This window comes from Mediterraneibacter gnavus ATCC 29149, assembly GCF_008121495.1.
Lineage (GTDB): Bacteria > Bacillota > Clostridia > Lachnospirales > Lachnospiraceae > Mediterraneibacter > Mediterraneibacter gnavus.
In genome coordinates this window covers 3,212,327-3,238,675 of record NZ_CP043051.1, presented here as the reverse complement: position 1 = coordinate 3,238,675, position 26,349 = coordinate 3,212,327, and the positions used below count along the sequence as shown (strand labels likewise).

General features: G+C 41.9%; 30 protein-coding genes. 26 read left to right on the top strand and 4 right to left on the bottom strand.

Annotated elements, in window-relative coordinates; all coding sequences use genetic code 11:
• Nucleotides 1-5 precede the first annotated feature (5 nt).
• From FXV78_RS16205 to rnfB, 13 genes are all read left to right on the top strand, one after another.
• On the top strand, nt 6-1,421 hold the full coding sequence (locus tag FXV78_RS16205; protein ID WP_004840365.1) for an oxaloacetate decarboxylase subunit alpha: 1,416 nt from the start codon (nt 6-8) through the stop codon (nt 1,419-1,421).
• 136 nt (nt 1,422-1,557) lie between these two features.
• Nucleotides 1,558-3,348, top strand: coding sequence for an aminopeptidase P family N-terminal domain-containing protein (locus FXV78_RS16200; RefSeq protein WP_039959216.1), 1,791 nt, complete (start codon nt 1,558-1,560; stop codon nt 3,346-3,348).
• 74 nt (nt 3,349-3,422) lie between these two features.
• The gene (locus FXV78_RS16195; protein ID WP_004840370.1) at nt 3,423-4,325 is read left to right on the top strand and encodes a MurR/RpiR family transcriptional regulator; all 903 of its coding nucleotides are present in this window, start codon (nt 3,423-3,425) and stop codon (nt 4,323-4,325) included.
• The gene (locus FXV78_RS16190) at nt 4,318-5,547 is read left to right on the top strand and encodes a BaiN/RdsA family NAD(P)/FAD-dependent oxidoreductase (protein ID WP_004840373.1); all 1,230 of its coding nucleotides are present in this window, start codon (nt 4,318-4,320) and stop codon (nt 5,545-5,547) included. The genes FXV78_RS16195 and FXV78_RS16190 overlap by 8 nt, the downstream gene beginning before the upstream one ends.
• 32 nt (nt 5,548-5,579) lie before the next feature.
• The gene (gene cmk, locus FXV78_RS16185; protein WP_004840374.1) at nt 5,580-6,236 is read left to right on the top strand and encodes a (d)CMP kinase; all 657 of its coding nucleotides are present in this window, start codon (nt 5,580-5,582) and stop codon (nt 6,234-6,236) included.
• Nucleotides 6,237-6,252: 16 nt separating this feature from the next.
• Nucleotides 6,253-7,107: a 4-hydroxy-3-methylbut-2-enyl diphosphate reductase gene (gene ispH, locus FXV78_RS16180; protein ID WP_039959231.1), complete on the top strand. Its 855-nt coding sequence runs from the start codon at nt 6,253-6,255 to the stop codon at nt 7,105-7,107.
• Nucleotides 7,088-8,164: a 30S ribosomal protein S1 gene (gene rpsA / locus FXV78_RS16175; protein WP_004840377.1), complete on the top strand. Its 1,077-nt coding sequence runs from the start codon at nt 7,088-7,090 to the stop codon at nt 8,162-8,164. Before ispH ends, rpsA begins: the two co-directional genes overlap by 20 nt.
• A gap of 107 nt (nt 8,165-8,271) precedes the next feature.
• Complete coding sequence (rsxC, locus tag FXV78_RS16170; protein WP_004840378.1) at nt 8,272-9,588, top strand: electron transport complex subunit RsxC; 1,317 nt, start codon at nt 8,272-8,274, stop codon at nt 9,586-9,588.
• Nucleotides 9,589-9,672: 84 nt separating this feature from the next.
• Nucleotides 9,673-10,539, top strand: a complete 867-nt coding sequence (locus FXV78_RS16165; RefSeq protein WP_004843456.1) for an RnfABCDGE type electron transport complex subunit D — start codon at nt 9,673-9,675, stop codon at nt 10,537-10,539.
• Nucleotides 10,539-11,162: an RnfABCDGE type electron transport complex subunit G gene (locus FXV78_RS16160; RefSeq protein ID WP_004843455.1), complete on the top strand. Its 624-nt coding sequence runs from the start codon at nt 10,539-10,541 to the stop codon at nt 11,160-11,162. The genes FXV78_RS16165 and FXV78_RS16160 overlap by 1 nt, the downstream gene beginning before the upstream one ends.
• Nucleotides 11,155-11,838, top strand: coding sequence for an electron transport complex subunit RsxE (gene rsxE, locus FXV78_RS16155; RefSeq protein ID WP_004843454.1), 684 nt, complete (start codon nt 11,155-11,157; stop codon nt 11,836-11,838). Before FXV78_RS16160 ends, rsxE begins: the two co-directional genes overlap by 8 nt.
• 12 nt (nt 11,839-11,850) lie before the next feature.
• On the top strand, nt 11,851-12,426 hold the full coding sequence (locus FXV78_RS16150; protein ID WP_004843453.1) for an electron transport complex protein RnfA: 576 nt from the start codon (nt 11,851-11,853) through the stop codon (nt 12,424-12,426).
• A 14-nt stretch (nt 12,427-12,440) separates the two neighbouring features.
• Complete coding sequence (gene rnfB, locus FXV78_RS16145) at nt 12,441-13,247, top strand: RnfABCDGE type electron transport complex subunit B (RefSeq protein ID WP_004843452.1); 807 nt, start codon at nt 12,441-12,443, stop codon at nt 13,245-13,247.
• A gap of 60 nt (nt 13,248-13,307) precedes the next feature.
• Here the strand turns inward: rnfB and FXV78_RS16140 are convergent, their stop codons facing one another.
• Nucleotides 13,308-14,120 carry a MerR family transcriptional regulator gene (locus tag FXV78_RS16140; RefSeq protein WP_009244752.1) on the bottom strand — a complete coding sequence of 271 codons (813 nt, stop codon included), beginning with the start codon at nt 14,118-14,120 and terminating at the stop codon, nt 13,308-13,310.
• An 83-nt stretch (nt 14,121-14,203) separates the two neighbouring features.
• Here FXV78_RS16140 and FXV78_RS16135 point away from each other — a divergent pair, with 83 nt between their 5' ends.
• The 5 genes from FXV78_RS16135 (at nt 14,204) to FXV78_RS16115 (ending at nt 18,033) form a co-directional block, all read left to right on the top strand.
• The gene (locus FXV78_RS16135; protein WP_039959821.1) at nt 14,204-14,830 is read left to right on the top strand and encodes a GNAT family N-acetyltransferase; all 627 of its coding nucleotides are present in this window, start codon (nt 14,204-14,206) and stop codon (nt 14,828-14,830) included.
• Nucleotides 14,831-14,965: 135 nt separating this feature from the next.
• Nucleotides 14,966-15,505: a DUF1697 domain-containing protein gene (locus tag FXV78_RS16130; RefSeq protein WP_009244750.1), complete on the top strand. Its 540-nt coding sequence runs from the start codon at nt 14,966-14,968 to the stop codon at nt 15,503-15,505.
• A gap of 234 nt (nt 15,506-15,739) precedes the next feature.
• Nucleotides 15,740-15,964: a hypothetical protein gene (locus FXV78_RS18740; protein WP_004843447.1), complete on the top strand. Its 225-nt coding sequence runs from the start codon at nt 15,740-15,742 to the stop codon at nt 15,962-15,964.
• A complete protein-coding gene (locus FXV78_RS16120) occupies nt 15,949-17,481 on the top strand; it encodes a DUF438 domain-containing protein (RefSeq protein WP_004843446.1) in 1,533 nt (510 codons plus the stop codon). The genes FXV78_RS18740 and FXV78_RS16120 overlap by 16 nt, the downstream gene beginning before the upstream one ends.
• 27 nt (nt 17,482-17,508) lie before the next feature.
• Nucleotides 17,509-18,033 carry a Rossmann-fold NAD(P)-binding domain-containing protein gene (locus FXV78_RS16115; protein ID WP_004843445.1) on the top strand — a complete coding sequence of 175 codons (525 nt, stop codon included), beginning with the start codon at nt 17,509-17,511 and terminating at the stop codon, nt 18,031-18,033.
• 60 nt (nt 18,034-18,093) lie between these two features.
• Here FXV78_RS16115 and FXV78_RS16110 read toward each other — a convergent pair whose 3' ends face one another.
• Nucleotides 18,094-18,771 carry a Crp/Fnr family transcriptional regulator gene (locus FXV78_RS16110; protein ID WP_004613243.1) on the bottom strand — a complete coding sequence of 226 codons (678 nt, stop codon included), beginning with the start codon at nt 18,769-18,771 and terminating at the stop codon, nt 18,094-18,096.
• A 341-nt stretch (nt 18,772-19,112) separates the two neighbouring features.
• Between FXV78_RS16110 and FXV78_RS18555 the strand changes: the two genes are divergently transcribed.
• A complete protein-coding gene (locus tag FXV78_RS18555; protein ID WP_009244745.1) occupies nt 19,113-19,439 on the top strand; it encodes a cupin domain-containing protein in 327 nt (108 codons plus the stop codon).
• 27 nt (nt 19,440-19,466) lie between these two features.
• On the opposite strand, the gene FXV78_RS16100 is transcribed toward FXV78_RS18555, so the two are convergent.
• A complete protein-coding gene (locus FXV78_RS16100) occupies nt 19,467-19,676 on the bottom strand; it encodes a hypothetical protein (protein WP_004843443.1) in 210 nt (69 codons plus the stop codon).
• Between the two features lie 296 nt (nt 19,677-19,972).
• On the opposite strand from FXV78_RS16100, the gene FXV78_RS16095 reads away from it, so the two are divergent.
• From FXV78_RS16095 to FXV78_RS16080, 4 genes are all read left to right on the top strand, one after another.
• Complete coding sequence (locus FXV78_RS16095; RefSeq protein WP_004843442.1) at nt 19,973-20,536, top strand: GNAT family N-acetyltransferase; 564 nt, start codon at nt 19,973-19,975, stop codon at nt 20,534-20,536.
• Nucleotides 20,537-20,633: 97 nt separating this feature from the next.
• Nucleotides 20,634-21,398: a nucleoside phosphorylase gene (locus tag FXV78_RS16090; protein ID WP_004843441.1), complete on the top strand. Its 765-nt coding sequence runs from the start codon at nt 20,634-20,636 to the stop codon at nt 21,396-21,398.
• A 151-nt stretch (nt 21,399-21,549) separates the two neighbouring features.
• Nucleotides 21,550-21,993 (top strand): zinc ribbon domain-containing protein, encoded by a 444-nt coding sequence (locus tag FXV78_RS16085; RefSeq protein ID WP_004843440.1) that lies wholly within the window; start codon nt 21,550-21,552, stop codon nt 21,991-21,993.
• A gap of 175 nt (nt 21,994-22,168) precedes the next feature.
• The gene (locus tag FXV78_RS16080) at nt 22,169-22,708 is read left to right on the top strand and encodes a hypothetical protein (protein ID WP_131588782.1); all 540 of its coding nucleotides are present in this window, start codon (nt 22,169-22,171) and stop codon (nt 22,706-22,708) included.
• Between the two features lie 109 nt (nt 22,709-22,817).
• On the opposite strand, the gene FXV78_RS16075 is transcribed toward FXV78_RS16080, so the two are convergent.
• Nucleotides 22,818-23,798, bottom strand: a complete 981-nt coding sequence (locus tag FXV78_RS16075; protein ID WP_004843438.1) for an FAD:protein FMN transferase — start codon at nt 23,796-23,798, stop codon at nt 22,818-22,820.
• A 131-nt stretch (nt 23,799-23,929) separates the two neighbouring features.
• Here FXV78_RS16075 and FXV78_RS16070 point away from each other — a divergent pair, with 131 nt between their 5' ends.
• The 3 genes from FXV78_RS16070 to FXV78_RS16060 all read left to right on the top strand — a co-directional run bounded on the left by FXV78_RS16070 (nt 23,930) and on the right by FXV78_RS16060 (nt 26,324).
• Entirely contained in the window at nt 23,930-25,363 is a 1,434-nt protein-coding gene (locus FXV78_RS16070; protein ID WP_004843437.1) for a phospholipase D-like domain-containing protein, read from the top strand.
• 86 nt (nt 25,364-25,449) lie between these two features.
• Nucleotides 25,450-25,803 (top strand): NusG domain II-containing protein, encoded by a 354-nt coding sequence (locus tag FXV78_RS16065; protein ID WP_004843436.1) that lies wholly within the window; start codon nt 25,450-25,452, stop codon nt 25,801-25,803.
• A 23-nt stretch (nt 25,804-25,826) separates the two neighbouring features.
• Nucleotides 25,827-26,324 (top strand): Gx transporter family protein, encoded by a 498-nt coding sequence (locus tag FXV78_RS16060; protein ID WP_022037377.1) that lies wholly within the window; start codon nt 25,827-25,829, stop codon nt 26,322-26,324.
• Nucleotides 26,325-26,349: the final 25 nt, after the last annotated feature.

Here is a 26,349-nt window from a genome sequence, read left to right as displayed (position 1 = left end):
TAAAAATGGCAGAAATTGCAAAAAAACCAATTAAAATTACAGAAACAATTCTGCGTGATGCGCATCAGTCTCTGATTGCGACAAGAATGACAACAGAGCAGATGATGCCGATCGTGGATAAAATGGATAAAGTCGGATATCATGCAGTAGAGTGCTGGGGAGGAGCTACATTTGATGCATCACTCCGTTTCCTGCACGAAGATCCATGGGAGAGACTTCGTAAATTCCGTGACGGATTCAAGAACACAAAACTGCAGATGTTATTCCGCGGACAGAACATTCTGGGATACCGTCCATACGCAGATGACGTGGTAGAGTATTTCGTACAGAAATCTGCTGCAAACGGAATTGACATCATTCGTATCTTTGACTGTATGAATGATATGAGAAATCTGCAGACAGCAGTTACAGCAGCGAATAAAGAAAACGCCCATGCACAGGTTGCAATGTCCTATACATTGGGTGATGCATATACTCTGGAATATTGGGTAGATCTCGCAAAAAGAATTGAAGACATGGGAGCAAATTCTATCTGTGTAAAAGATATGGCAGGTCTTCTTTGCCCATATCAGGCAACAGAACTTGTAACAGCATTAAAAGAAGCAGTTGAGATTCCAATCGAGATGCATACACACTATACATCAGGAGTTGCTTCTATGACATACCTGAAATCTGTAGAGGCTGGTGCTGACATCATTGATACAGCAATGTCACCATTTGCACTTGGAACTTCTCAGCCGGCAACAGAAGTGATGGTAGAGACATTCAAAGGGACTCCATATGATACAGGACTGGATCAGAACCTGCTTGCAGAGATCGCTGATTACTTCAGACCGATCAGAGACGAAGCACTTGAGTCCGGACTGCTCAATCCGAAGAACCTTGGTGTGAATATCAAGACACTTCTGTACCAGGTACCGGGAGGAATGCTTTCCAACCTGACATCTCAGTTAAAAGAGCAGGGAGCAGAAGATAAATTCTATGAGGTTCTGGAAGAAGTACCGCGTGTGCGTAAAGACCTTGGAGAGCCGCCGCTTGTTACACCTTCTTCTCAGATCGTTGGTACTCAGGCAGTATTCAACGTGCTGATGGGAGAACGCTACAAGATGGCAACAAAAGAGACAAAAGATGTACTGTCTGGAAAATATGGAGCAACAGCAAAACCGTTTAATCCAGAAGTACAGAAAAAAGTAATCGGAGAAGATGCAGAAGTGATCACATGCCGCCCAGCCGATCTGATTCCAAACGAGCTGGATACACTCCGCAAAGAGTGTGCACAGTACAGCCAGCAGGATGAGGATGTGCTGACATATGCATTGTTCCCACAGGTTGCAACAGACTTCTTCAAATACAGAGATGCTCAGCAGACAAAAGTAGATGCAAAAGTAGCAGATACAGAAGACGGAGCATATCCGGTATAATAAAATGAAAGAAAAGGATTGGAAGATGAAAGTTTTCCGGTCCTTTTTTGTTGTCCGGAAAAGAAATAAAAATTCAATTCCTTGTGCAGAATCTGTTTTAGTGATATAATTACCCGTGGCAAAGGAGGACGATTTTATGTGTATCAAAGATAGAATAGAACGATTACGTCAGAAAATGGAAGAACACCATATTTCTGTTTATATGATTCCGACAGCAGATTATCACCAGAGTGAATATGTAGGTGAACACTTTAAATCCAGAGCATTTATCACAGGATTTACAGGCTCTGCAGGGACTGCTGTCATCACAAAAGAAGAAAGTTGTCTCTGGACGGACGGAAGATATTTCCTTCAGGCAGAAAGCCAGCTTCAGGGAAGCGGGATCCGTCTGCAGAAGATGGGAGAACCGGGAGTGCCGACGATCGCAGAATATATTGAATCTGTACTGGGAGAATCTGAAAATATCGGATTTGACGGAAGAACCATCGGGATTACAGAAGGAGAACAGTACGAAAAGATCGCGAAAGAGAAGCACGGACAGGTGTACTATGGCTGTGATCTGATTGATGAGATCTGGGAAGAGAGACCGGCGCTGTCTGAAAAACCGGCATTTTATCTGGAAGAGACCTATACAGGAGAATCTACGGCATCGAAACTGAAACGAGTCAGAGAGAGAATGGAGAAAGAAAATACAGGCTATCATCTTCTGACCAGCCTGGATGATATTGACTGGCTGCTGAATGTGCGCGGACAGGATGTGGAGTATTTTCCGCTTCTGCTTTCTTATGCGCTGATCACCATGGATTCTGTGGAATTATATGCAGATGAAAGAAAGTTTGATGAGAATATCTTAAAGCATTTTGAGGAGTGCCAGGTACATCTGCATCCATACAATGCAATCTATGAAGATGTAAAATCTCTTCCGGAGGGGGCTTCAATTCTTCTGGATCCACAGAGAGTGAATTATGCATTGTATCGCAACATTCCGAAAGCTGTCCGTATTGTAAAGGAAGAAAATCCGGAAGTGCTGATGAAGTGCGTGAAAAATGCAGCTGAGATCGAGAATATCAGAAGAGGTCACATCAAAGACGGCGTGGCGCATACAAAATTTATGTACTGGCTGAAGAAGCATGCTGGCAAAGAGACGATTACAGAGCTGAGCGCATCTGAGAAGCTGGAGAACTTCAGAAAAGAGCAGGAAGGATATCTCTGGCCGAGCTTTGATCCGATCTGTGCCTATGGACAGCATGCGGCGATCGTGCATTATTCTTCTACACCGGAGACGAATGTGGAATTGAAAGAAGGCGGACTGTTTTTGACAGATACCGGCGGAAATTATTATGATGGATCCACAGATATCACACGTACGGTGGCGATCGGTGAGGTTGACGAAAAACAGAAAGAAGACTTTACAATGGTAGCCTGCAGTATGCTGCGTCTTGCTGACGCAAAGTTTCTTGCCGGATGCAGCGGCATGGTTCTGGATTATGCAGCCAGAGAACCATTCTGGCGCAGAAACTTAAACTATAATCATGGAACCGGACATGGCGTGGGATATCTTGGGAATATTCACGAGGCGCCGATCGGATTCCGCTGGAAGGCAACAAGGGATGCCATGTGCGAGATTGAGCCGGGAATGGTGATCACAGACGAGCCGGGAATTTATATAGAAGGTTCCCATGGAATCCGCATTGAAAATGAGCTGCTTGTGCGTGCAGGAGAAAAGAACGAATATGGACAGTTTTTGTATTTTGAGCCGCTTACCTTTGTTCCGATTGATCTGGATGCGCTGCGTCCGGAATTGATGACAGAGGAAGAAAAGCAGCTGCTTAATGCATATCATCAGAGCGTATATGAGAAGATCAGTCCATATCTGGAAGCAGAAGAGAAAGAATGGCTGAAGGAATACACCCGTCCTGTAAAATAGCAGAATGAAAAACAAAGAGGAAGAAGAGGAAATGAAGTGTGAGTGAAAATAGTACAAACGAATTATTGATCCGCATGGAAGAAAAATACAAAAAAATGAGCAAAGGCCAGAAACGGCTTGCGGATTATGTGACGGAAAACTATGATAAGGCTGTATTTCTGACAGCAGCTCGTCTCGGAGAAGTGGTAGGAGTCAGTGAATCCACAGTTGTACGTTTTGCCACACAGCTTGGATACAAAGGATATCCCGGTTTCCAGAAAGCACTGGAAGAACTGGTGCGCAACAAATTGAATTCCATTCAGAGGATGGAGGTTACCTATGGGCGGATCAGTCAGTCGGAAATTCTGGAAACGGTGCTTCAGTCAGATATTGAAAAGATAAAACTGACATTGGCCGGGATTGATCAGAAAGCATTTGAACTTGCGATTGATACGATTCTCAGTGCTAAACGTATTTATGTAGTGGGAATACGCAGCTGCGCACCGCTGGCCTCCTTTTTATGCTTTTATCTGAATCTGGTATGTGAAAATGTTACTGCTGTCAACACCAACAGTTCCAGTGAGATTTTTGAACAGCTGATCCGGATCAACGAAGAGGATGTGATCATTGGGATCAGTTTCCCGAGATATTCTATGCGCACGCTCAAAGCGCTGGAGTTTGCGAGCAACCGGAAAGCAAAGGTGATCACACTGACAGACAGTGTGCACTCACCTATGAATCTGTATTCTTCCTGTAATCTGATCGCCAGAAGTGACATGGCTTCGATCGTGGATTCGCTGGTGGCCCCTTTGAGTGTGATCAATGCGCTGGTGGTGGCTCTCTGTATGAAAAAGCAGAAAGAAGTAGTCAATACACTGGAAACACTGGAGCAGATCTGGGGCGAATATCAGGTATACAGTAAAGATGAATTGAATCAGGTGGATGATACGCTGACAGAGTCTTCTTCTGGAAAAAGCGAGGAGAATAAAGATGAGTAAAGTGCTGATAATCGGGGGCGGCGCGGCCGGAATGATGGCTGCAGTCGCTGCCGGAGAAAACGGTCATGATGTGTGGCTGTATGAGAAAAATGACCGTCTGGGAAGAAAATTATTCATCACCGGGAAGGGACGCTGCAATATTACGAATGCAGGGGACATGGAAACCCTGTTTGCTTCCGTGATGAGCAATCCAAAGTTTTTATACAGCAGTTTTTACACCTTTACAAATGATCAGGTGATTGATTTTTTTGAAGAGCTTGGTGTCAGAACAAAAATAGAACGGGGCAATCGTGTGTTTCCGTTATCTGACCATTCTTCCGATGTGATCGCGGGACTGAAGCGAAAACTGGAGACTCTGGGTGTCCATATCTGTCTGGAAACAGAGGTGGAAAAGATAGAGGAAAGAGACGGGAAGTTCCAGGCAATCGTCTTAAAAGGCGGACAGCGAAAGACAGGAGATGCCTGTATTGTCGCGACAGGAGGAATCTCTTACCCGGCGACAGGATCTACCGGTGACGGATACCGGTTCGCAAAAGAAAACGGACATCAGATTACAAAACTATATCCGGCTCTGGTTCCGATGGAAGTCAGGGAATGGTATGCAAAGGAACTGCAGGGGCTCTCTCTTCGCAATGTAAGCGCAGCGGTCTATGATGGAAAGAAGAAGCTGTATGAAGATTTCGGTGAGATGCTTTTTACCCATTACGGAGTCAGCGGACCACTGATGCTAAGTGCCAGCAGCGTGATCGGAAAGAGGCTTTCTGAAAAAGAACTGTGTCTGGTGATCGATCTGAAACCTGCTTTGACGGCAGAACAGCTGGATGCCCGTGTGCTTCGCGAATTTGAGGAGCATAAAAACAAACAGTTTAAAAATGCGGTGGATCATTTGTTCCCATCCAAATTAAAACCAGTTATGCTGGAGCTTTCCGGTATTTCGGAAGAGAAGAAAGTCAATGAGATTTCAAGAGAAGAGAGACAGCGATTCGTACATCTGATCAAACATTTTGAGATGACTTTAAGCGGACTTCGCAGCTACAAAGAGGCGATCATCACAAAAGGCGGAGTAAATGTCAAAGAGATCGATCCGGGAACGATGGAGTCAAAAAAGATTTCCGGACTGTATTTTGTGGGAGAAGTTCTGGACCTGGATGCACTGACAGGCGGATTTAATCTGCAGATTGCCTGGTCTACGGCATATCTTGCGGGAATTTCCATTCCTTAACGAATAGAGCAGGAAAGAAAAGGAGAAGCAATATGGGATATAATGTGGCGATTGACGGACCGGCAGGAGCAGGGAAAAGTACCATTGCGAAGCTGGTCGCAAAAGAAAAAGGATATATTTACGTAGATACCGGAGCGATGTACCGGGCAATGGCGGTTTATTTTCTGCAGGAGGGGATTTCCCCGCAGGATACAGAAAAAATCCGTCTTGCGGCACAAAATGCGGATGTGAGCATCTGTTATGAGGACGGGATCCAGCAGGTTTATTTAAACGGATCCAATGTCACAGACAGACTCCGCGAGGAAGCAGTCGGAAATATGGCTTCTGTCAGTTCTGCAGTTCGGGAGGTACGTGCAAGGCTTCTGGACCTGCAGAGAAACCTGGCCAAAGAAGCGGATGTGATCATGGACGGAAGAGATATCGGAACCAATATCCTCCCAAATGCAGATGTCAAGATCTATCTGACGGCCAGTGTAAAAACAAGGGCAGACCGACGGTACAAAGAACTGACAGAAAAAGGGATTTCCTGCAGCTATGAGGAGATTGCTGAAGATATAAAGAAGCGGGATGAGCGTGACATGAGCCGTGAAACTGCGCCTTTAAAGCAGGCAGAGGATGCGATTTTGATAGACAGTTCTGACATGAGCATCGAGGAAGTAGTTCATGCCATCTGCAGACAGTGCAAATAAATGGCGGAGGCAGAGGATGAATGTAAAACGTGCAAAGACTGCCGGTTTTTGCTTCGGCGTAAAACGGGCGGTAGAAACAGTTTATGAACAGGCAAAAAATTCGGATGCAGCACCAATCTACACTTACGGACCGATCATTCACAATGAAGAAGTCGTAAAAGATCTGGAAAATCAGGGCGTGATCGTCCTTCGTACGGAGCAGGAGCTGGAACAGCTTACAGAGGGAACGGTCATTATCCGTTCTCACGGAGTGGCAAAATATATCTACGAGAAGCTGGAGAAAAAGAAGATCCAGATCGTGGATGCAACCTGTCCATTTGTGAAGAAGATCCATCGCATTGTAAGCCGGGAAAGTGCAGCCGGAAAACAGATCGTCATTATCGGGAATCCGAAGCATCCGGAGGTGGAAGGAATCCGCGGCTGGGCAGGAGAACAGGTTTTTGTGGTGGAAACAAAAGAAGATGCCGCTTCCCTTGTACTGGATTCGGCAAGAGCCGTATGTGTTGTCGCCCAAACGACATTTAATTACAATAAATTTCAAGATTTAGTTGAAATTATTTCGAAAAAGAGTTATGATGTAAGTGTTTTAAATACAATCTGCGGTGCGACCAGGGAACGCCAGACGGAAGCCAGGAGCATTGCGGAAGAGGTGGATGCTATGATAGTGATTGGTGACAAACATAGTTCCAATACCCAGAAGTTATTTGAAATATGCAAGGGAGCATGTAAGGATACGTACTATATACAGACACTTGACGATTTGGATTTGAATCAATTAGGGTCAGTGGAAACAGTAGGTATTACAGCAGGGGCATCCACGCCCAATAATATAATTGAGGAGGTTCAAAATAATGTCAGAATTATCTTTTGAACAAATGTTAGAAGAATCATTTAAAACAATTCACAACGGAGAGGTAGTAGAGGGAACTGTAATTGATGTGAAACCAGATGAGATCATCCTGAATATCGGATACAAAGCAGACGGTATCATCACAAAGAGTGAATACTCCAACGATCAGTCTCTGGACCTGACAACAGTTGTTTCTGTTGGTGATTCTATGACTGTAAAAGTATTGAAAGTCAATGATGGAGAAGGTCAGGTGTTACTGACATATAAGAGACTCGCAGCAGAAAAAGGAAACGAAAGACTGCGCGAAGCATTCGAGAACAAAGAAGTTTTAAAAGCAACAGTAACTCAGATCCTTGGCGGAGGACTGTGCGCAACTGTAGAAGGTGCACGTGTATTTATTCCGGCAAGCCTCGTATCAGATTCTTATGAAAAAGATCTGAGCAAATACGAAGGACAGGAGATTGAGTTTGTGATCAGCGAATTCAACCCAAGAAGAAACCGCGTGATCGGTGACAGAAGACAGCTTCTTGTAGCAGAGAGAGCAGAAAAACAGAAAGAACTGTTTGCAAAACTGCAGGTTGGAGATACAGTAGAAGGAACTGTTAAGAACGTAACAGATTTCGGTGCATTTATCGACCTTGGCGGAGTAGACGGACTTCTTCACATTTCTGAAATGTCATGGGGAAGAGTTGAGAATCCGAAGAAGGTATTCCAGGTTGGAGATCAGGTAAAAGTTCTTGTGAAAGACATCAACGATACAAAGATCGCACTGAGCTTAAAATTCCCTGAGACAAATCCATGGGCACACGCTGCTGAAGACTTCGCAGTTGGTTCTGAGGTTACAGGAAAAGTTGCACGTATGACAGATTTTGGTGCATTCGTTGAACTGGCGCCTGGAGTAGATGCATTACTGCATGTTTCTCAGATTTCAAGAGCACATGTAGAAAAACCATCTGATGTTCTTTCTATTGGACAGGAAATCACTGCAAAAGTGGTAGATCTGAACGAAGCAGAGAAGAAGATCAGCCTGAGCATGAAAGCACTTGAGCCAGACACTGTTGAAGAAACAGAAGAGTAGAATGAAACACATAGAGAGGTGGAGTTTAATGGCTTCGCCTCTTTTTTTGCGAAGAACTTTTTGCTATAATAAAATCTAGTGCAGCAAAAGAAAGGAAGGAAAATTAGATGGGACTTTTAACATTTAAAGGTGGAATCCACCCAAAAGACGGAAAAGCGCTTGCTAAAGATCAGCCGATCAAAGAGCTCTTGCCTCTGGGTGAACTGGTGTATCCGCTGTCTCAGCATATCGGTGCGCCTGCAGTTCCATTGGTGAAAAAAGGCGACCATGTCTTAAAAGGACAGAAGATTGCGGAAGCAGGCGGATTTGTATCTGCGCCGGTTTACGCATCCGTGGCAGGAACTGTAAAAGCAATCGAAATGAGATACAATCCGGCGGGAAGTAAGGTAAATTGTATCGTACTGGAAAACGATGGTACATATGAGGAAGTGGAATACACCCCGATTACTTCTCTGAAAGAACTCACAAAAGAAGAAATTATCGAGAGAATCAGTGAAGCCGGTGTTGTGGGAATGGGTGGTGCAGGATTCCCGACAAAGGTAAAGCTTTCTCCAAAGGAAGCCGATAAGATTGAGTACATCATTGCGAACGGTGCGGAATGTGAGCCGTATATTACAGCAGATTACCGTCGTATGATGGAATGTACAAGGGAGATTGTCAGCGGAATGGAAGTGGTGCTGTCTTTATTCCCGAATGCAGAAGGAATTTTTGCAGTGGAGGACAATAAAAAAGACTGCGTAGAGAAATTAAAAGAGGCGATTGCCGGAAAATCCCGTATGAGCGTGAAAGTACTGGAGACGAAATATCCGCAGGGTGCAGAGCGTCAGTTGATCTATGCCACGACAAAGCGTGCCATTCATGCGGCAATGTTGCCGGCAGATGCAGGATGTATAGTAGATAATGTGGAGACTCTGATCGCGATCAATCAGGCGGTACGTTTTGGAAAGCCTCTGATGGAGCGTGTAGTCACAGTCAGTGGTGATGATATTCAGAATCCGGGAAACTTTAGAGTTCCAATCGGAATGAACCACAGAGAACTGGTGGATGCCGCCGGAGGATTTATAACAGAACCTCAGAAACTGATTTCAGGAGGTCCGATGATGGGATTTGCCATGGTCACACTGGATGCGCCGGTGACAAAGACATCTTCTTCGATTCTGGCGTTTCAAAAGGATGAGGCAGCAGAAGCAAAAGAGACTGCCTGCATCAACTGCGGACGTTGTGTGGAAGTATGTCCGAGCAGGATCATTCCTTCCAGACTGGCAGATCTTTCAGAGCGTCACAACGAAGAAGGATTTGTGAAGATGAACGGACTGGAATGTGTGGAATGTGGTTCCTGCAGTTTTGTCTGTCCGGCAAAAAGAAATCTAAAACAGGCGATCGGTTCTATGAGAAAGATTGCACTGGCAAACAAAAGAAAGTAAGAAAGTGAGGACAAAATCGTGAGTGCAAACTTCAATGTATCTCCTTCCCCGCATATAAGGGATCGAGTGAAGAGCAGCAATATCATGCTTTTTGTAGTGATCGCGCTGCTTCCTGCGACTTTTTTTGGCATTTATAATTTCAGACATGAGAATGCGTGGCTTCTGGTTCTGGTGACTACAGCTTCCGCAGTACTCGCAGAATATATTTATGAGAAACTGATGCACAAACCTGTGACAATTCAGGATTTCAGTGCGGTTGTGACAGGTCTGTTACTGGCCTTGAACCTTCCGCCTACATTGCCGCTCTGGATGGGAGCGCTTGGCTCTGTGTTTGCGATCATCGTTGTAAAGCAGCTGTTCGGCGGTCTTGGACAGAATTTTATGAACCCGGCACTGGGAGCGCGTTGTTTTCTTTTAATCTCGTTTACAGGGAAAATGACATACTTTGTATATGATGGAGTGACAGGACCGACACCGCTGGCAAATTTAAGAGCCGGTGAGGCTGTGAATACGTTTGATATGATGATGGGAAATATCCGCGGAACAATCGGAGAGACTTCTGTGATCGCGATTATGATCGGTGCCATGTTCTTGATCCTGATGGGCGTGATCGATCTTCGGATTCCGGGAACTTATATCGTAACATTTGTAATCTTTATCACTCTGTTCGGCGGTCATGGCTTTGATCCGCAGTACATTACCGCTCATCTCTGCGGAGGCGGACTGATGCTGGGAGCATGGTTTATGGCAACCGATTATGTGACTTCTCCGATCACAAAGACCGGACAGATTGTATACGGAGTCTGTCTTGGACTTCTGACCGGAATCTTCCGTTTGTTCGGAGGTTCTGCAGAGGGTGTTTCCTATGCAATTATCATCAGTAACCTTTTGGTACCGCTGATCGAAAAGATCACTCTTCCAAGACCATTTGGAAAAGGAGGGGAACGCTAATGAATAAGATGATAAAAAATACATGTATCCTGACAGTGATCACCCTTGTGGCAGGATGTCTTCTGGGACTGGTCTATGAGGTGACAAAAGCGCCGATCGCAAAAGCGAAAGAAGCGGATAAACAGGCAGCATACCAGAAAGTGCTTCCGGAGGCGGATTCCTTCGAAGCATATGCAGATTTTGACGAACAATCAGCTGCTTCTATCCTTCAGGATGCAGGATATGATGCAGATATCACAGAAGTAGCGCAGGCAATGGATAACAACGGCAGTGTGATCGGATATGTGATCTCTGTAACTTCTCATGAGGCATATGCCGGAGATTTGAGCTTATCTGTCGGAATTTTAAATGACGGAACTGTAAAAGGTGTGGAGATGCTCTCGATCAGTGAGACCGCAGGTCTTGGAATGAAAGCAGATGAGAGCGAGTTTAAAGATCAGTTCAAAGATAAAAATGTAGAGAAATTTACCTATACGAAAAACGGCGAGAAGGGTGATGACAAGATTGACGCCATCAGTGGTGCAACGATCACGACCAACGCTGTGACCAATGCAGTCGATTCCGCGCTGGTATATTTTCAGAATACTTTCCAGAATGAGTTAGGAGGCATGATCAATGAATAGATGTACAGAGAGACTTTACAATGGTCTGATCAAAGAAAATCCAACCTTTGTTCTGATGCTCGGAATGTGTCCGACGCTTGCGGTGACGACTTCTGCAATCAACGGAATCGGTATGGGACTTTCTACAACCGTAGTACTGGTGCTGTCCAATATGCTGATCTCCATGCTGCGTAAGATCATTCCGGATTCCGTACGTATGCCTGCATTTATCGTTGTTGTGGCATCTTTTGTAACGATTGTACAGTTTTTGCTGGAAGGGTTTGTTCCAAGTCTGTATGATTCACTGGGACTTTATATTCCTCTGATCGTAGTAAACTGTATCATTCTGGGAAGAGCCGAGAGTTATGCATCCAAAAATCCGGTACTGCCGTCTGTTTTTGACGGAATCGGAATGGGACTTGGATTTACAGCCGGCCTGACTTCCATCGGAATTGTTAGAGAGCTGATCGGTTCCGGAAAAATCTTTAATTTCCAGGTACTTCCGGATACATATGAGCCGATTACGATCTTTATTCTGGCACCGGGTGCATTTTTTGTTCTTGCGGGTCTGACAGCATTGCAGAACAAGATTAAGAACCGTGCACAGAAAAAAGGAAAACCGGTAAACAATAATGACGGATGTGCCGGAGGATGCGCGTCCTGTGCAGGGTGTGGCAGCGCCGGAACAAAAGAGTAGGAGGAGCGGACGATGAAAGAATTATTATTGATCGCAGTTGGCTCAGCGCTTGTAAACAACGTTGTACTGAGCCAGTTCCTTGGAATCTGTCCATTCCTTGGAGTATCAAAAAATGTAAAAACAGCAGCCGGTATGGGAGGAGCCGTTGTCTTTGTTATCACGATTTCTTCGTTTGTAACGGGGCTGATCTACCAGTTTATTTTAGTGCCGCTGCATTTCGAATATCTGCAGACGATTGTGTTTATCCTTGTTATTGCGGCACTGGTGCAGTTTGTAGAAATGTTTCTGAAAAAAGCAATGCCGCCGCTGTATCAGGCGCTGGGAGTTTACCTGCCTCTGATTACAACCAACTGTGCGGTACTCGGAGTTGCACTGACAAATGTGCAGAAATCTTATAGCATTGGTGCGGGCGTTGTCAACGGAGTTGCAACAGCAGTCGGATTCCTGATTGCAATCGTACTGATGGCTGGAATCCGTGAAAAAATCGAGTACAATGATGTTCCGGAATCCTTTCAGGGAACTCCGATCGTGCTGGTAACAGCCGGATTGATGGCGATTGCGTTTTTCGGATTCTCGGGATTGATTTAAGGAGGACATAAGAGATGATATCAGGAATTTTGATCGCTGCGGCGATTGTCGGAGGAACCGGACTGTTTATCGGCGTCTTTCTTGGAGTATCCGGCAAAAAGTTTGCAGTAGAAGTAGATGAAAGAGAAGAAGCCATTCTGGCAGAGCTTCCGGGAAATAACTGTGGTGGCTGTGGATATGCAGGCTGTTCCGGTCTTGCAGCTGCGATCGTAAAGGGAGAAGCCGAAGTTGGCGGATGTCCGGTCGGAGGCGCACCTGTCGCTGAGAAGATCGGAGCAATCATGGGACAGAGCGCAGGAAGTCAGGAACGAAAGGTTGCATTTGTGAAATGTGCCGGAACCTGCGAGAATGCATCAAATGTATATGAATATTACGGAATTAAAGACTGTACGATGGCGAATCTGATGCAGGACGGAGGACAAAAAGGATGTTCTTATGGATGTCTTGGATTCGGAAGCTGTGTGAAGACCTGTCCGTTTGATGCCATTCACGTGGAGAACGGGATTGCGGTTGTAGACAAAGAAGCATGTAAAGCATGTGGAAAATGCATCGAAGCCTGTCCGAAAAAGCTGATTGAGCTGATTCCATATAAGCAGAAGACATTCGTGCAATGCAGCTCCCATGACAAGGGAAAGGCATTGATGAGCGTCTGTAAAGTGGGCTGTATCGGATGTAAGCTTTGTGAGAGAAGCTGTGAAGCCGGTGCGATCACTGTGTTGAACGGTCTGGCTCATATTGATGCAGACAAATGTACAAACTGTGGTGTGTGTGCAGAAAAATGTCCGAGAAAGATTATTATTCCGAGACAGACTGCAGAATAGGATTTATCATGTAAAACTCCCCGATCGGGGAGTTTTTGTTATATTTTACCACCTGCAAAATCAAGAGATTTCTTGAATCTTAATCACAATTTTTGTAATATAATCGGCTTCATCAGAAATTACAAAATCGTTCAAACCAACTTCGTAAGCGTAGCCAGTAAGTTGTAAATTATTTTTATTGGCATAATCCAACATCTGTTGATACAGTGCTGGCAATTTATCCCATGTACCCTTTTGATAACCGCAAAGATATTTTCCTTTTGGTTTTATAAGACTATTTGGAACAGACTTCTTGTTCAAGGCAATCGTATATATCCCCTCATATTTATCAAAGTTCATCTTATATACATTATCAAGCGAAATAAGACTTCCCATTCCCATGCGTATTTGTTCGATTCCCCATATATCTTTCAAGTGGGAAAAAATTTCTGATATATCATCTTTTGAGAAATCATAAGGATAGACTAAAAGCCTTTCTGATTTGCATTCTTCAATTCTGATTTCCTGCTCTTGCAAAGTTTCACAAAAAGCGATTTTCGCTTTCTTCCTTTGCATTACAGTTTTAATATCTTTCAGCTTTTGAATTTGCTTATCAATTTCTTTTTCTTTCTCATTCACAATTTTTAAGAAGTTGGCAGGTGTAGGATTTTTTCGATATGCTTCAATTTCTTCAATACTCATATTTAATTCTTTCAGCATACGAATATATTCAAAATCTATGCTTTGTGAAATATCATAATAGCGATATCCATTTTCAGCCTTGGTAAGCGGACGGAAAAGACCGATTTCATCATAATAATGTAATGTACGTTTATTTACTTCGTGTAGTTTTGCGAATTGTGCGGTTGTTAGCCTTTTAATTTCTTTTCTCATTTTCGTATATCTCCTTATTGACATTACAGTTACTGTATACTTTATCATACATGATATAAATGATGAAAACAAGGAGAAGAACAATGCAAATAGAATTAAGAGAATATCAAAAACAAGATTTTAAAGCTTTGGAAACTATCATCAGAGAAACTTGGCATTATGATGATTTTAGTACATCAAAAACGGCGGTCAAATTAGCAAGAGTATTTCTAAGCAGTTGCTTAACAAACTATACTTTTTCAAGAGTAGCGGTAGTTGACGGAAATGTGGCAGGTATTATACTGGCGAATAATATTACCAAACATAAAAGTCCTCTTTCAAACAGGCTGTTGCAGATAAAATCAATACTATCATTATACAGTTCAAAAGAGGGGCGAAATGTTTCAAAAATCTTTGGTAACGTCAATGGAATAGATAAGCAATTACTAAACGAAAATAACAAGACTTATCCGGCAGAACTTGCCTTATTTGCCGTAAGTTCTTCGTGCAGAGGAAAAGGGATTGGAAAAATGCTTTTTCAATCAGCACTCAATTACATGAAGCAGGAAAAGCTGAAAGAATTTTATTTGTTTACAGACACAAGTTGTAATTATGGTTTTTATGAACACCAAGGAATGAAAAGACGTTTAGAAAAGAAACACGTATTTAACATTAAAGGACAGCAGGCAGTAATGAATTTCTTTATTTATGATTATCAGCTTTCAAATTGAGTTAAGAACTGAAAGGAGCTTTCTCTTATGGAACAAAAAAGGATCAAAATGAAACAACTACACAAAAAGTCTGTGATATGGTAAAATTTATACAATATATTGAGAAAACAAAAAATGTCAGAGAGGAATGGTCGTATGAAAAGATATGTTGCATTATTAAGAGGAATCAATATCAGTGGCAAAAACAAAATAGCGATGTCTGAATTAAAAGCGGGTTTTGCAGAACTTGGATATACAGCAGTTTCTACATATCTTAATAGCGGCAATGTTGTTTTCTGCGCGGACATTGATGACAAAGAGGGACTTTCAAATGAAATAAGATCCATGATAAATAAACGATTTGGGTTGGACATTCCCGTTTTTGTTGTTTCGCAGGAAGAGTTGGAAGACATATTGAAAAATGCTCCAGAATGGTGGGGAGACAGCAACAAGGAGATCTATGATAATCTTATTTTTATGTTTCCGAACATATCTTATGACAGTTTTTATAATGAAGTTGGAAATCCAAAAGAAGAGTACGAAAAAATCTATCATTATAAAAATGTGATTTTCTGGTCTTTTAGCCGCAAAGATTATCAAAAAACAAATTGGTGGTCAAAAACTGCCAGTTCAAAGATCAGTGACAGAATTACGATCCGGACGGCAAATACAGTAAGAAAAATTGTTAAAATGTAATGAATGGAGCAAATTGCATATGAATGCTTTAATTGTATATGGAAGTAATTATAATGTAGCAGTTTATTGCTCAATCAACTATGTTCCCAAAAGTAAAAAATCGGAATTTTATGAGGTGAGTTATGTAAAAAGCAAAAGCAATTAATATTTTGGGAGAATTTTGTGGCAAGCGTGATATAGAAGAATTTACACAAAATGTATTAGAAAAAAATTGGAATCAATCAGGCTGATGTAATGGTTTTATTTGGAGGAAGCATTATAGCTGGTGGTGATATTCTTGCTGAAGCCATTCAGAACGAAGTGGCAAAGAAAAATGTTATTGTCGGAGGTGCTGGACACACAACAGAGACATTGAGAAATGTTGCTGGAGCAACAGATTATTTTAGGGAATTTAGGTTATTCTATTTTGTAACAAGGAAAGATAGAAAGGTGTGGATGTTTATATGGCAAAGAAATTAGACTTAAACAAACCAGTATTTGAATTGGTTCAGGAATATCCTGAGCTTGTAGATGTTTTAAAGGATTTAGGATTTTCAGAGATTACAAAGCCTGCAATGCTTAACTCTGTGGGACGCATCACAACAATTCCAAAGGGAGCTAAGATGAGAAACATATCCATGATGAAGGTTGTGCCGGCACTTATGAGTAATGGGTTTGAACTTATTGGGAAGATGCCAAATATCTTTGCACTTGGAAAGAATAATGCAGGAGACGAGACCAGCAGTGAAGATGGGGCTTTTCAGGAAAATACAAGAGAAAAGATAAAGAGCTATTTAAAGCGACTTGGAGAAGGCGAAGACTTAGAGAGTGTGCGCAAAGACTTCGTAGAGAATTTTTCAGAGGTAGAGGCATCTGAAATTATGAAAGCTGAGCAGGAGCTAATTAAGGAAGGCACACCAATCACAGAAGTGCAGAAATTGTGCGATGTTCACAGTGCCTTATTTCACGGTGCAACAAAGGAAGAAAAGATTGCAAATGCAGAAAAAGCAGTAGAAGAGTCACTTAAGAAAGAGGAGACATCTAAGAAACTGATGCCGGATGCATACAATCAGAAGCATGCTGCAGCAAAGACTCTTAGAGAAACTGTTGGACATCCGATGTATCGATGGGCTCTTGAAAACGAGAAGATAGCCGCATTGATTCATGAAATTCAAGGAGATATTGAGTCTGGGAATGATGTAGGAGAGAAGCTATCTGAGCTTCGACAGATTTCTATTCATTATGCAGAAAAAGGAGATCTTGTCTATCCGGTATTAAAGGTACGCTATGAGATCTCAGGACCTTCGGATGTGATGTGGACAGTGGATGATGAAATTCGTGATGAGCTAGCTGCACTTGATAAAATATCAGATTATGATGAAGAATGGATGAACCGACTTCAGACAGTTCTCAAACGAGCAGATGAGATGATCTATAAAGAAAATAATATTTTATACCCTATCTGCGCAGTGAATTTCAGCAGGGAAGAGTGGTATGGCATTTACGAGGATGCTAAGGACTATGCACCTGTATTTGGAGTAGAAATGATCTGGGATGAGGCAGAAAAATATAGTGCTGATAAAAAAGCAAGAACAGAGGCGGCTCTAAGCGATGGAGAAATCATATTAGGTGGTGGTCATATGACAGTTCCACAGCTGGAAGCACTTCTCAATACATTGCCTATCGAGATTACATTTGTGGATGATAATAATATCAATCGCTTCTTCAACGAAGGACCAAAGGTGTTCAAACGCCCTCAGATGGCGATTGACAGGGAAGTATTTTCTTGCCATCCACCTAAGATAGAAGCGATGGTGCGAGCAATTTTAGATGATTTTAGAAATAATAAGCGTGACAGAGTTCCAGTTTGGATGGAGAAGAATGGAAAACCATTCCTTGTAACATATATGGCAGTAAGAGATAAGAAAGGCAATTATCTTGGAACGGTTGAAGTAGTACAGGATATGCAGTTTGCAAAAGAGCATTTTGAACAATAAGGAGGGCAAGGATATGCACCGAATCGTGTGATTGGATCAGGAACGGTTCTGGATACAGCAAGACTAAAAGAACGTCTCGGGGAGCATCTGGAAGTAGATAGTCGAAGTGTTCATGCGTTTATTGTTGGAGAACATGGAGACAGTGAGATTGCCGCTTGGTCAAGTGCCAACGTGTCAGGTATTCCACTCCATGATTTCTGCGAGATGAGAGGGCATCATGACCATGAAGGAGCTACGTCAGAAATTGCGGAGAAAGTAAAAAACAGCGCCTATGAAATTATTCAAAGGAAGGGTGCTACTTATTATGGAATAGCAATGTCGGTAAAGAGAATATGTGAAGCTATAATCAGAAATGAACGTTCGATACTTCAAATTTCAACAATGATGGATGGAGAATACGGAATCAAGGATGTAGTTCTGTCTATGCCAAGTATTGTAGGTGCAGAAGGATTTATATCAAAGGTTCCCATTTCACTATCTGAAGATGAAATCAAGGCATTACACAAATCAGCTGAAACACTGAAATCAGTGCTGGAAGAGGCATTGGAATAAAATTGTTGTGAAATCGCATACAGCGTATTTGGCAAAGGGGATGGGCGCATCCCCTTTTTTCTATAGTAAAAGTTTCATTTTTTTATCGTTAACTTCTATAAGATTTTCATCTTGCATACGACCAAGTTCTCTGGACAGTGCACTTCGGTTTACACCTAAGAATTCTGCAAGTGCTGTCTGTGTAAAGGGAACATGGAGATACCCTTCTGAGTCTGGCGCTAAACTATGCAAATAGATTAGAATTCGATCTCTTAAAGATTTCTGATTTGCAATTCTTAGTTTTAGATTTGAAAAAACATTTTGTGAGGCAAGTATTTTGAGCATGTTAGTGGTTAAATTCAGTTGGTAAGAGCATGGACAGGAAGAACCGCTTATAATACCTTTAAGATTAATTAACATAATGGTGCAGTTAGTCAATGCTTTTAGCTGTATTGGACTGTATGGTGTTTGCACGCATGCCAGGGCTTCTGCAAATGATCGACCACGTTCAAAATGATTCATATTGATTTTGCTGTAGTTTTCATTGATAAATGATCCTTCAACTGTTCCATCAAGCACAATTCCGGAATATAACAAAGGTTCTCCTAGGTGTTGAATTAATTCGTCTTTTTCAAAAGAGAGAATTGAGGCCTGGAGGAAGTTGAAAATTTGCGGATAGTGTTCAAGAGGAATTCCTTCAAATAGCTTTGCTTTCGATAGTATCGGAAGATACTTCTGATAATCATCTAGTTTCTTCATATGCTTATTACCATCCTTTCAAATGAAATTTTATCATATCATCGATATTGTTGCTACAGCAACAGAAAAACAAGAGGCCTATGGATAAAATAATAGATGTAAAGAAGAGAAAGAGAGGTGGAAACGATGAAAGAACAAGCTGGAAAAATTATAGATTTTGTAAGAGAAAACAGAACAGTGCCAGGGTGTACCATCTCGAAGCAAATCTATCATGAGAATGGCACAGGGATATCAATTTTTTGCCTGGAGAAAGTATTCTAACACCTATTCAACGGTCGGTTGGAGTTAGTGCAATAAAAGATTCTATATATAAAGAGATTGAATTTCGAAAGGAGACTATTATGAACGAGGTAATCAAGGCGGGAGAAGTATTTAAGTTAGCAGAGTTACTTCCATATCAGGAAGGAAAGATTGTAAATATGGATTTGGCGCATAATGACAAGATGAAATTTGTTGTTATGAGTTTTGATGCAGGAACAGGTCTTTCAGAGCATGCAGCTCCGGGAGAAGCCCTTGTGATGGCACTTGATGGAGAGGCTGTGATTGGATATGAGGGACAGGAGCAGGTGATCCACGCAGGAGAAACTTTTAAGTTTGATAAGTTTGGAAAGCACTCAGTAAGTGCAACAAAGCAGTTCAAAATGGCACTGTTATTGGTTCTTGAGTAAATATGAGGAGATATCGCTATGAACTATTTAGAGATTGAAAAAGTAATCGGAAGACAGATTATTGATTCCACTGCCCCATTGGAAAGCAGCAAGTGCATATAACGAATACTGTGAGCGGGGAGTGGCTTTTAGTCCATCCTCTGCCTTATTACAGTCAATGCGTAACATATATCCGGCAGATGTATAAATGTCAATGCTGTTGTGATACATGTTGTATTTTGCGTAAATGGTATTCATGTTGTGTCTCCTTCAAATCAATAAAAATATAGAAGCATTTCAATCAGTTCACCATGTCATTTTCATTTTATGTTATAATGTGTTATCAGATTTTTTTTGCCCTTGTATTTTCCCTTATCAGAGTTCGTAAACTTATATGGGAAGATATAACACAAGGGAAACAATAAGGGAAAGCTCACCTGCGACAAATCCAGCGTTTTCAAAGGTTTACAGTGAATTTAATAACAAAATATAACAGTTATTAAATTTCCTAAAACAGGTGAAATCTCAATCGGAATTTACGGAGGAAGACCAGTATGGAAGAGATTTATAGAAGTTGTCCTGAATTTGAGAATAATGACTATATTTTGAGAATGGTCAGACAGGAGGATAGACTGGATTTACTAAAAGTTTATTCAGATAAAGAGGCTGTCTCTTTCTTTAATAGTGATAATTGTGGCGGAGATGATTTTTATTATACAACTGAAAACAGAATGCAGCAGGCTATTGATTATTGGCTTTTTGAGTATAATCGACAGGGATTTGTCCGGTGGACGATTATATCAAAAGAAACGCATGAAGCAATAGGGACAATAGAACTTTTTCACAGAGATGCCGCAGATTATTTTACAGATTGTGGATTGCTTAGGCTTGATATTCGGAGCGACTATGAAATGTCTGATAAGATTATAAAAATATTAAGTTTGATTATCGCGCCTGCATATCGTTTATTCCATTGTAGTAAAATTGCCACAAAAGCAATTCCAGCAGCTACGGAATGTATTCAAGCGTTGAAAAATCTGGGGTTTGAGCTTTCGGCGGAAAAACTGGTAGGGCATGATGGAACAAAGTATGATTCGTATTTTGTGTTGAATCCTTAAAATAACAGTCAACGCATATAGCTATACGATTATTACAGCGCATATTATGCAATGATTTTAGATCTTTTCATGAGAATGACAAGAAGGGAGTGTCACTATGGGAACCATTTTTCAAAAAAATACAATAACAGAACCGGCACTTTTTACGCCTTTTGATACCACGAAAAAAATAGAGGGTTTTCCGGAAATCTGTGTTTCCACATTTTCGGAAAATATTATTCAGAAGTTTGCTTCCTTGAAAAGTGTAGAGAAGATTGCAGAACTATATACGGCCAATGGAGCTTTGCCTGTTTATAAAACTTATTACAAAAATCAGGATATTGCATTTTATTTATCCAGAGTAGGGGCACCGGCGTGTGTGGCAGGATTTGAGGAAGTTGTTGCCATGGGTGCAAAGAAGTTTGTAATGTTTGGTTCCTGCGGTGTGTTGGATGATGAGAAAGTGAAGGATAACATGATTATTCCGGTTTCTGCAGTCCGTGATGAAGGAACAAGCTATCATTACATAGCTCCATCAGAGGAAATTAAAGCGTCGGAACATTCCATTCGGGTACTGCAGAATGTATTGGAATTCTGTGGGTATTCCTATGTAAAAGGAAAAACATGGACCTCGGATGCAATTTACAGAGAAACCATTCCAGCGATTGAGGAACGCAGGCAGGAAGGCTGTCTTGCGGTTGAAATGGAATGTGCATCTATGCTGGCAGTTTCACAATACCGGCAGATTCCATTTATACAATTTCTGTATGGGGCGGATAGTCTCAGTTCGGAAAAATGGGAAATTCGAGATCTGGAATTGTATGGACTTACGAATGCTGAGAAATACATGCTGTTAGCGTTTGAGTGTGGATTAGCCTTGTAGATGTGAAAAAACAGATGGAAGCTGCTGAATCCGGTAAAAGCGACTCCTGATGTGTGATTACAAGAACTTCTTAGCAACTGCAGGTTGCTTGTTAAAACCATAGAGAGGCTTCATAATAGAGATAAGATATTACACAAAGGAGGGAACTAATATGGAAATGAAAGATGTGCTTAAAAAGCTGCGCGAGAAAAATAGTCTCACACAGGAGCAAATGGCGAAACGTGTGATGGTTACCAGACAGGCTGTCAGTCGTTGGGAAACAGGAGAGACACAACCTAATACAGATACATTAAAACTGTTATCACAGGAGTTTGAAGTTTCCGTCAATACGCTTCTGGGCTCTCCTCGTCAGCTCATTTGTCAATGCTGTGGAATGCCCTTAAATGAAGATGCATTCATCAGCCGGGAGAAAGATGGAAGCTACAACGAAGATTATTGTAAGTGGTGTTATGCAGAGGGGAAGTTTGTATATCAGTCAAGAGAGTCTTTATTGGATTATCTTGTGGAACATATGCCGAATCCTGATAATCTGGGAGTGGATGACAGACGAGCTCAATTTAATATATATCTTTCACAGTTAAAGCACTGGAAATGAATAAGCATTACATAGAGCCATTATGGAGAAAATCCGGAGTTTTTGGACTTTTTATAAACGGAGTTTATAAATGCTTTATCCAATTGTTTTTATTATAGGATTTTTATTAAGTGGAATATGGTTTTCCTTCCACATATATGTATCTCAAAAATTGAAGAATACAAAGAAGGCATTGATGTTTTCGCCCTTGCTTACCGCAATCATACCGACGATCATTATATGGCTGCTGATGGGTGATTATCCGTTTCATTTTGAAAAGTTGATTGATTATAAAGTCTGGGTTATCGCCGCTGTTACGTTAGTGGCAACATGTGCCATGGTAATGTTCGGATCACGAACAAAAGAAGCTTATAAACCGACTGAACTGATAGGAATGTGTATTGAAGCTGCCTGCATGGAAATACCGCAAAGAGCTATGATGCAGGCCATCGTCTTATGGTTGCTGTTGAAGTGGAACCTTAATTTGCTGAGTTGCATTCTGATCAATGCATTGATCTGGTGCGGAGACATCATTTTTCAAGCAGTTGTCATTCAAAAGCAGGTTTCTGTAAAGAAACTGCTGATTGAGGTGATATCATCCTTTGTGTTTTCCATCGGAATCGGATATGTTTTTTACGCTGCAAGATGCATCATTCTTCCAATGGCATTGCATTCATTAGAAAGGTTTGTGACAAACTATCACAGAAAGGCAAATTACAGTTTTTCGAACGAGTGATCTGACAGATCAAGAAAATCCCATTTCTGACCAATGTGGACAGAAATGGGATTTTAAAGTTCATGCCAAGAATGATTGTAAAAAGAACACATTTGGGGTGGGAGTGATATCACCCCACCCGATGGATGTTTCCGTCATCTGTCACGAAAATAGCTTCGATTTCGTCCAGTGATTTGATCAGTTTTGATCCCTCTTCCAGACCAAGTGCAAAACAAGTGGTACTTAAGGCGTCTCCATCTACAGAAGCATCCGAGATGATCGTAACCTGCTGCAGATGAGTCTCGTAAGGATATCCGGTAAACGGATTTAAAATGTGATGGTAAATTTTTCCGTCTTTTTCAAAATAGCGCTCGTAGGTTCCGGAAGAAACCACAGATTGATTTCTGATATCAAGACTTGTAAGGATATCATTTTGCTCGGCAAAGGGTTTTTGAACGCCGATCTTAAAAGGTGACCCATCCGGCTTTTCCCCGATTGCCACGGTATTTCCGCCAAGGGAAATCAGTCCGTGTTTAATCCCGGCGCTTTCCAGATACTCTTTCAGCTGATCTGCAATATAGCCCTTTGCAATCGCTCCAAGATCGATGGCAGCCTTTGGATCCAGAAGCTGAACGGTAGTACCGTCCACTTTGACGTTTTTGTAATTCACATGACTTCTGGCTTCCTCAATGGCAGCTGGATCTGGAATCTGTCCGTCATTATGTCCGAAATTCCAGAGCTCACTTAACGGAGCAATGGTGATATCAAATTTCCCATCTGATAAATCCCCATAGTGCAGTGCGGTTTTGATCAGATCAGCTGTTTCCTGATCTACAGTCACAGGCTGTCCGTTTGCCTGATTGATCCTGGAAACATCACTGGTATCAATGGTCCGGCTGAACAGATTTTCATATTTTTGACAAAGCTTTTCGCATTCTTCCAGAACAGAGCGATCGGAAGTATCCCATATGCGGATCGTAACGATTGTATCAAAATACATCCCGTTCATCTGGAGCGGTTCTGCAGATGAGGCACAGCCACTGAGAGAAAAAAGAAGCAGAAAGAGCAGCGGAATAAAGCATAATTTTCTAATCGATTTGATCTGGTTCATAAAGAAATCTCCTTGTGTTTGAGTGTTTCGCTTATTATAACGAAATTTCCCGTAAAATACAACAAAATAGCGTACTTGACTTTTGGGCAGGAGCGAACTATACTACCTCTTAACTATGGGGAAACAGAGAGGTGGCAGAGGTGAGAACATACGATTTAAAAACAGGAAAGAAAAAAATACGCTGGGGAAGATTTTGTCTGATCGCAGTTCTTTTGTATATCGCAGCACTGACGATTCCTTATGTTCAGCATAAAAAAGTATCGGATCATTATAAGAAACAGTTTGATCCACAGGAATGTTATTCTGAGGAGCCGGGAAAAGAACGGGCGGCTTACATTACGGATAATACAGAAGCTTTGGAATATCGATTGAAAATGATCCGGGAAGCGAAAGAAGAAGTGATCGTATCGACTTTTGATTTTAATGCGGATACCGGAGGAAAAGATGTGATGAGTGCGCTGATCGAGGCAGCACACAGGAATGTGCATGTTCGTCTGATCGTAGATGGAATCAGTGGATTTTTAGATATGCTGGGAGATCCGTATTTTCAGGCACTCGCCTCTACAGAAAATATAGAAGTGAAAGTGTACAATCCGGTTAATCTGTTGAAGCCGTGGACGATGCAGGCAAGACTCCATGATAAATACGTGATTACAGATTCTTCGATGTACCTTTTGGGCGGAAGAAATACGACCAATCTGTTTTTGGGAGATTATGGAAAGCATCAGAATATTGACAAAGAGATTTTTATCTATGCAAAGGAAGGAGAAAGTGCCTCTTTAAAACAGCTGAAGGCATATTTTGAACGCGTGTGGGAGCTTTCGGACAGTAAAGAATACCGCTGTAAAAAGAAGACTGACCGTGTACAGAACAGTCTGAAAGAACTGGAAGAACGATATCCGAAACTTGAAGCGTTATATCCGGACATTTTAAAAACCTGGGATTGGGAAGCGCGGACGGTAGAGACTGCAAAGGTAACCCTTCTTTCCAATCCGATTGAAGCAAAAAACAAAGAGCCTCATATGTGGTATTCTGTCAACCAGCTGCTTCAGACAGGGAAAAATACAGTCATTTGCACGCCTTATATTATCTGCGGAAAAGAGATGTATGCAGATCTGAAAAATACTTGTGAACAGGGAACGAATGTGGAGATTATTACCAATGATGTGTCAAGCGGAGCCAATCCGTGGGGGTGTACAGATTATTTGAACCAAAAAGAAAAAATCTGGGCAACCGGTGTGCAGGTGCACGAATATCTGGGGCCTCATTCCAATCATACCAAAGCAGTGCTCATTGATGACAGACTCAGTATCGTAGGTTCCTACAACCTGGATATGCGCAGTACGTATCAGGATACGGAATTGATGCTTGCGATTGATTCAGAAGCACTGTCAGCAGAATTAAGAGAAGAAATCGATCGCGACAAAACCTATAGCAGAACAATGACGGACAGCGGAGAATATCATTATGAAGAGAATTATCATCCGCGTGAAATGTCCACCGAGAAAAAGATTTTTTATGCAGTGCTCCGGGTGATTACCATCCCGATCCGGAGATTTTTGTAAAAGAATGCAACCCGAACATATGGTCGAATGAATGGTTGCATTCCTGAGTGCAGTGTGCTATGATAAAACTCTGAAAGGATACAACTATGAAAAAACGAGATTATATTTTGATTGGATGCATACTTTTGGTAGCAGCAGTGTGTGCGGGATTTTTTTTGCTGACAGGAAAAGAGGCACAGGAGGCAGTTGTCACCGTAGACGGAGAAGTGTATGGTACGTATTCACTGGCAAAGGATCAGACGATAGAGATTCAGGATGGGAATCGTCTGCGTATTCAGAATGGACAGGCGAAGATGGAGTGGGCAGACTGTCCGGATCAGCTCTGCGTACACCAGAAGGCAATCTCCAGGACGGGAGAGAGTATCATCTGTCTTCCGAATCAGGTCGTGGTGAGTGTACAGGGCAGTAAAGAGAGTGAACTGGATGGAATCGTGAATTAACATTTTAAAACAGGAGAGGACAGATGAAGAATAAGACAGCATATTTTGGTGTATTTACTTCGCTGGCGCTCATTTTGAGCTATGTGGAGACCTTGATTCCGATTTCTTTTGGAATCCCTGGGATAAAACTGGGGCTGGCAAATCTGGTAATCGTCATTGTTTTGTATACATATGGAGGAAAAGAAGCGTTTCTTTTATCTGTAACCAGAATTCTGCTGTCCGGATTTTTGTTTGGGAATCTGAGTATGATTCTCTACAGTATGGCAGGGGGCGTTTTCAGTCTCGCCATCATGGTGTTGCTTCGTAGGACCGGTGGTTTCAGTATCCAGGGAGTCAGCATCGCAGGAGGTGTATTTCATAACATCGGGCAGCTGTTGCTCGCGATGATGATCGTAGAGACCTATCAGGTCGGGTATTATTTCCCGGTTTTGCTCATATCGGGGCTGGTAACGGGGCTTCTGATTGGAATTGTATCCAGTGAAGTACTCAAAAGGACTGCTTTTTTGAAAAAAGCAGAATAAGTATAGAAGAAAAGGAAACAGAAGC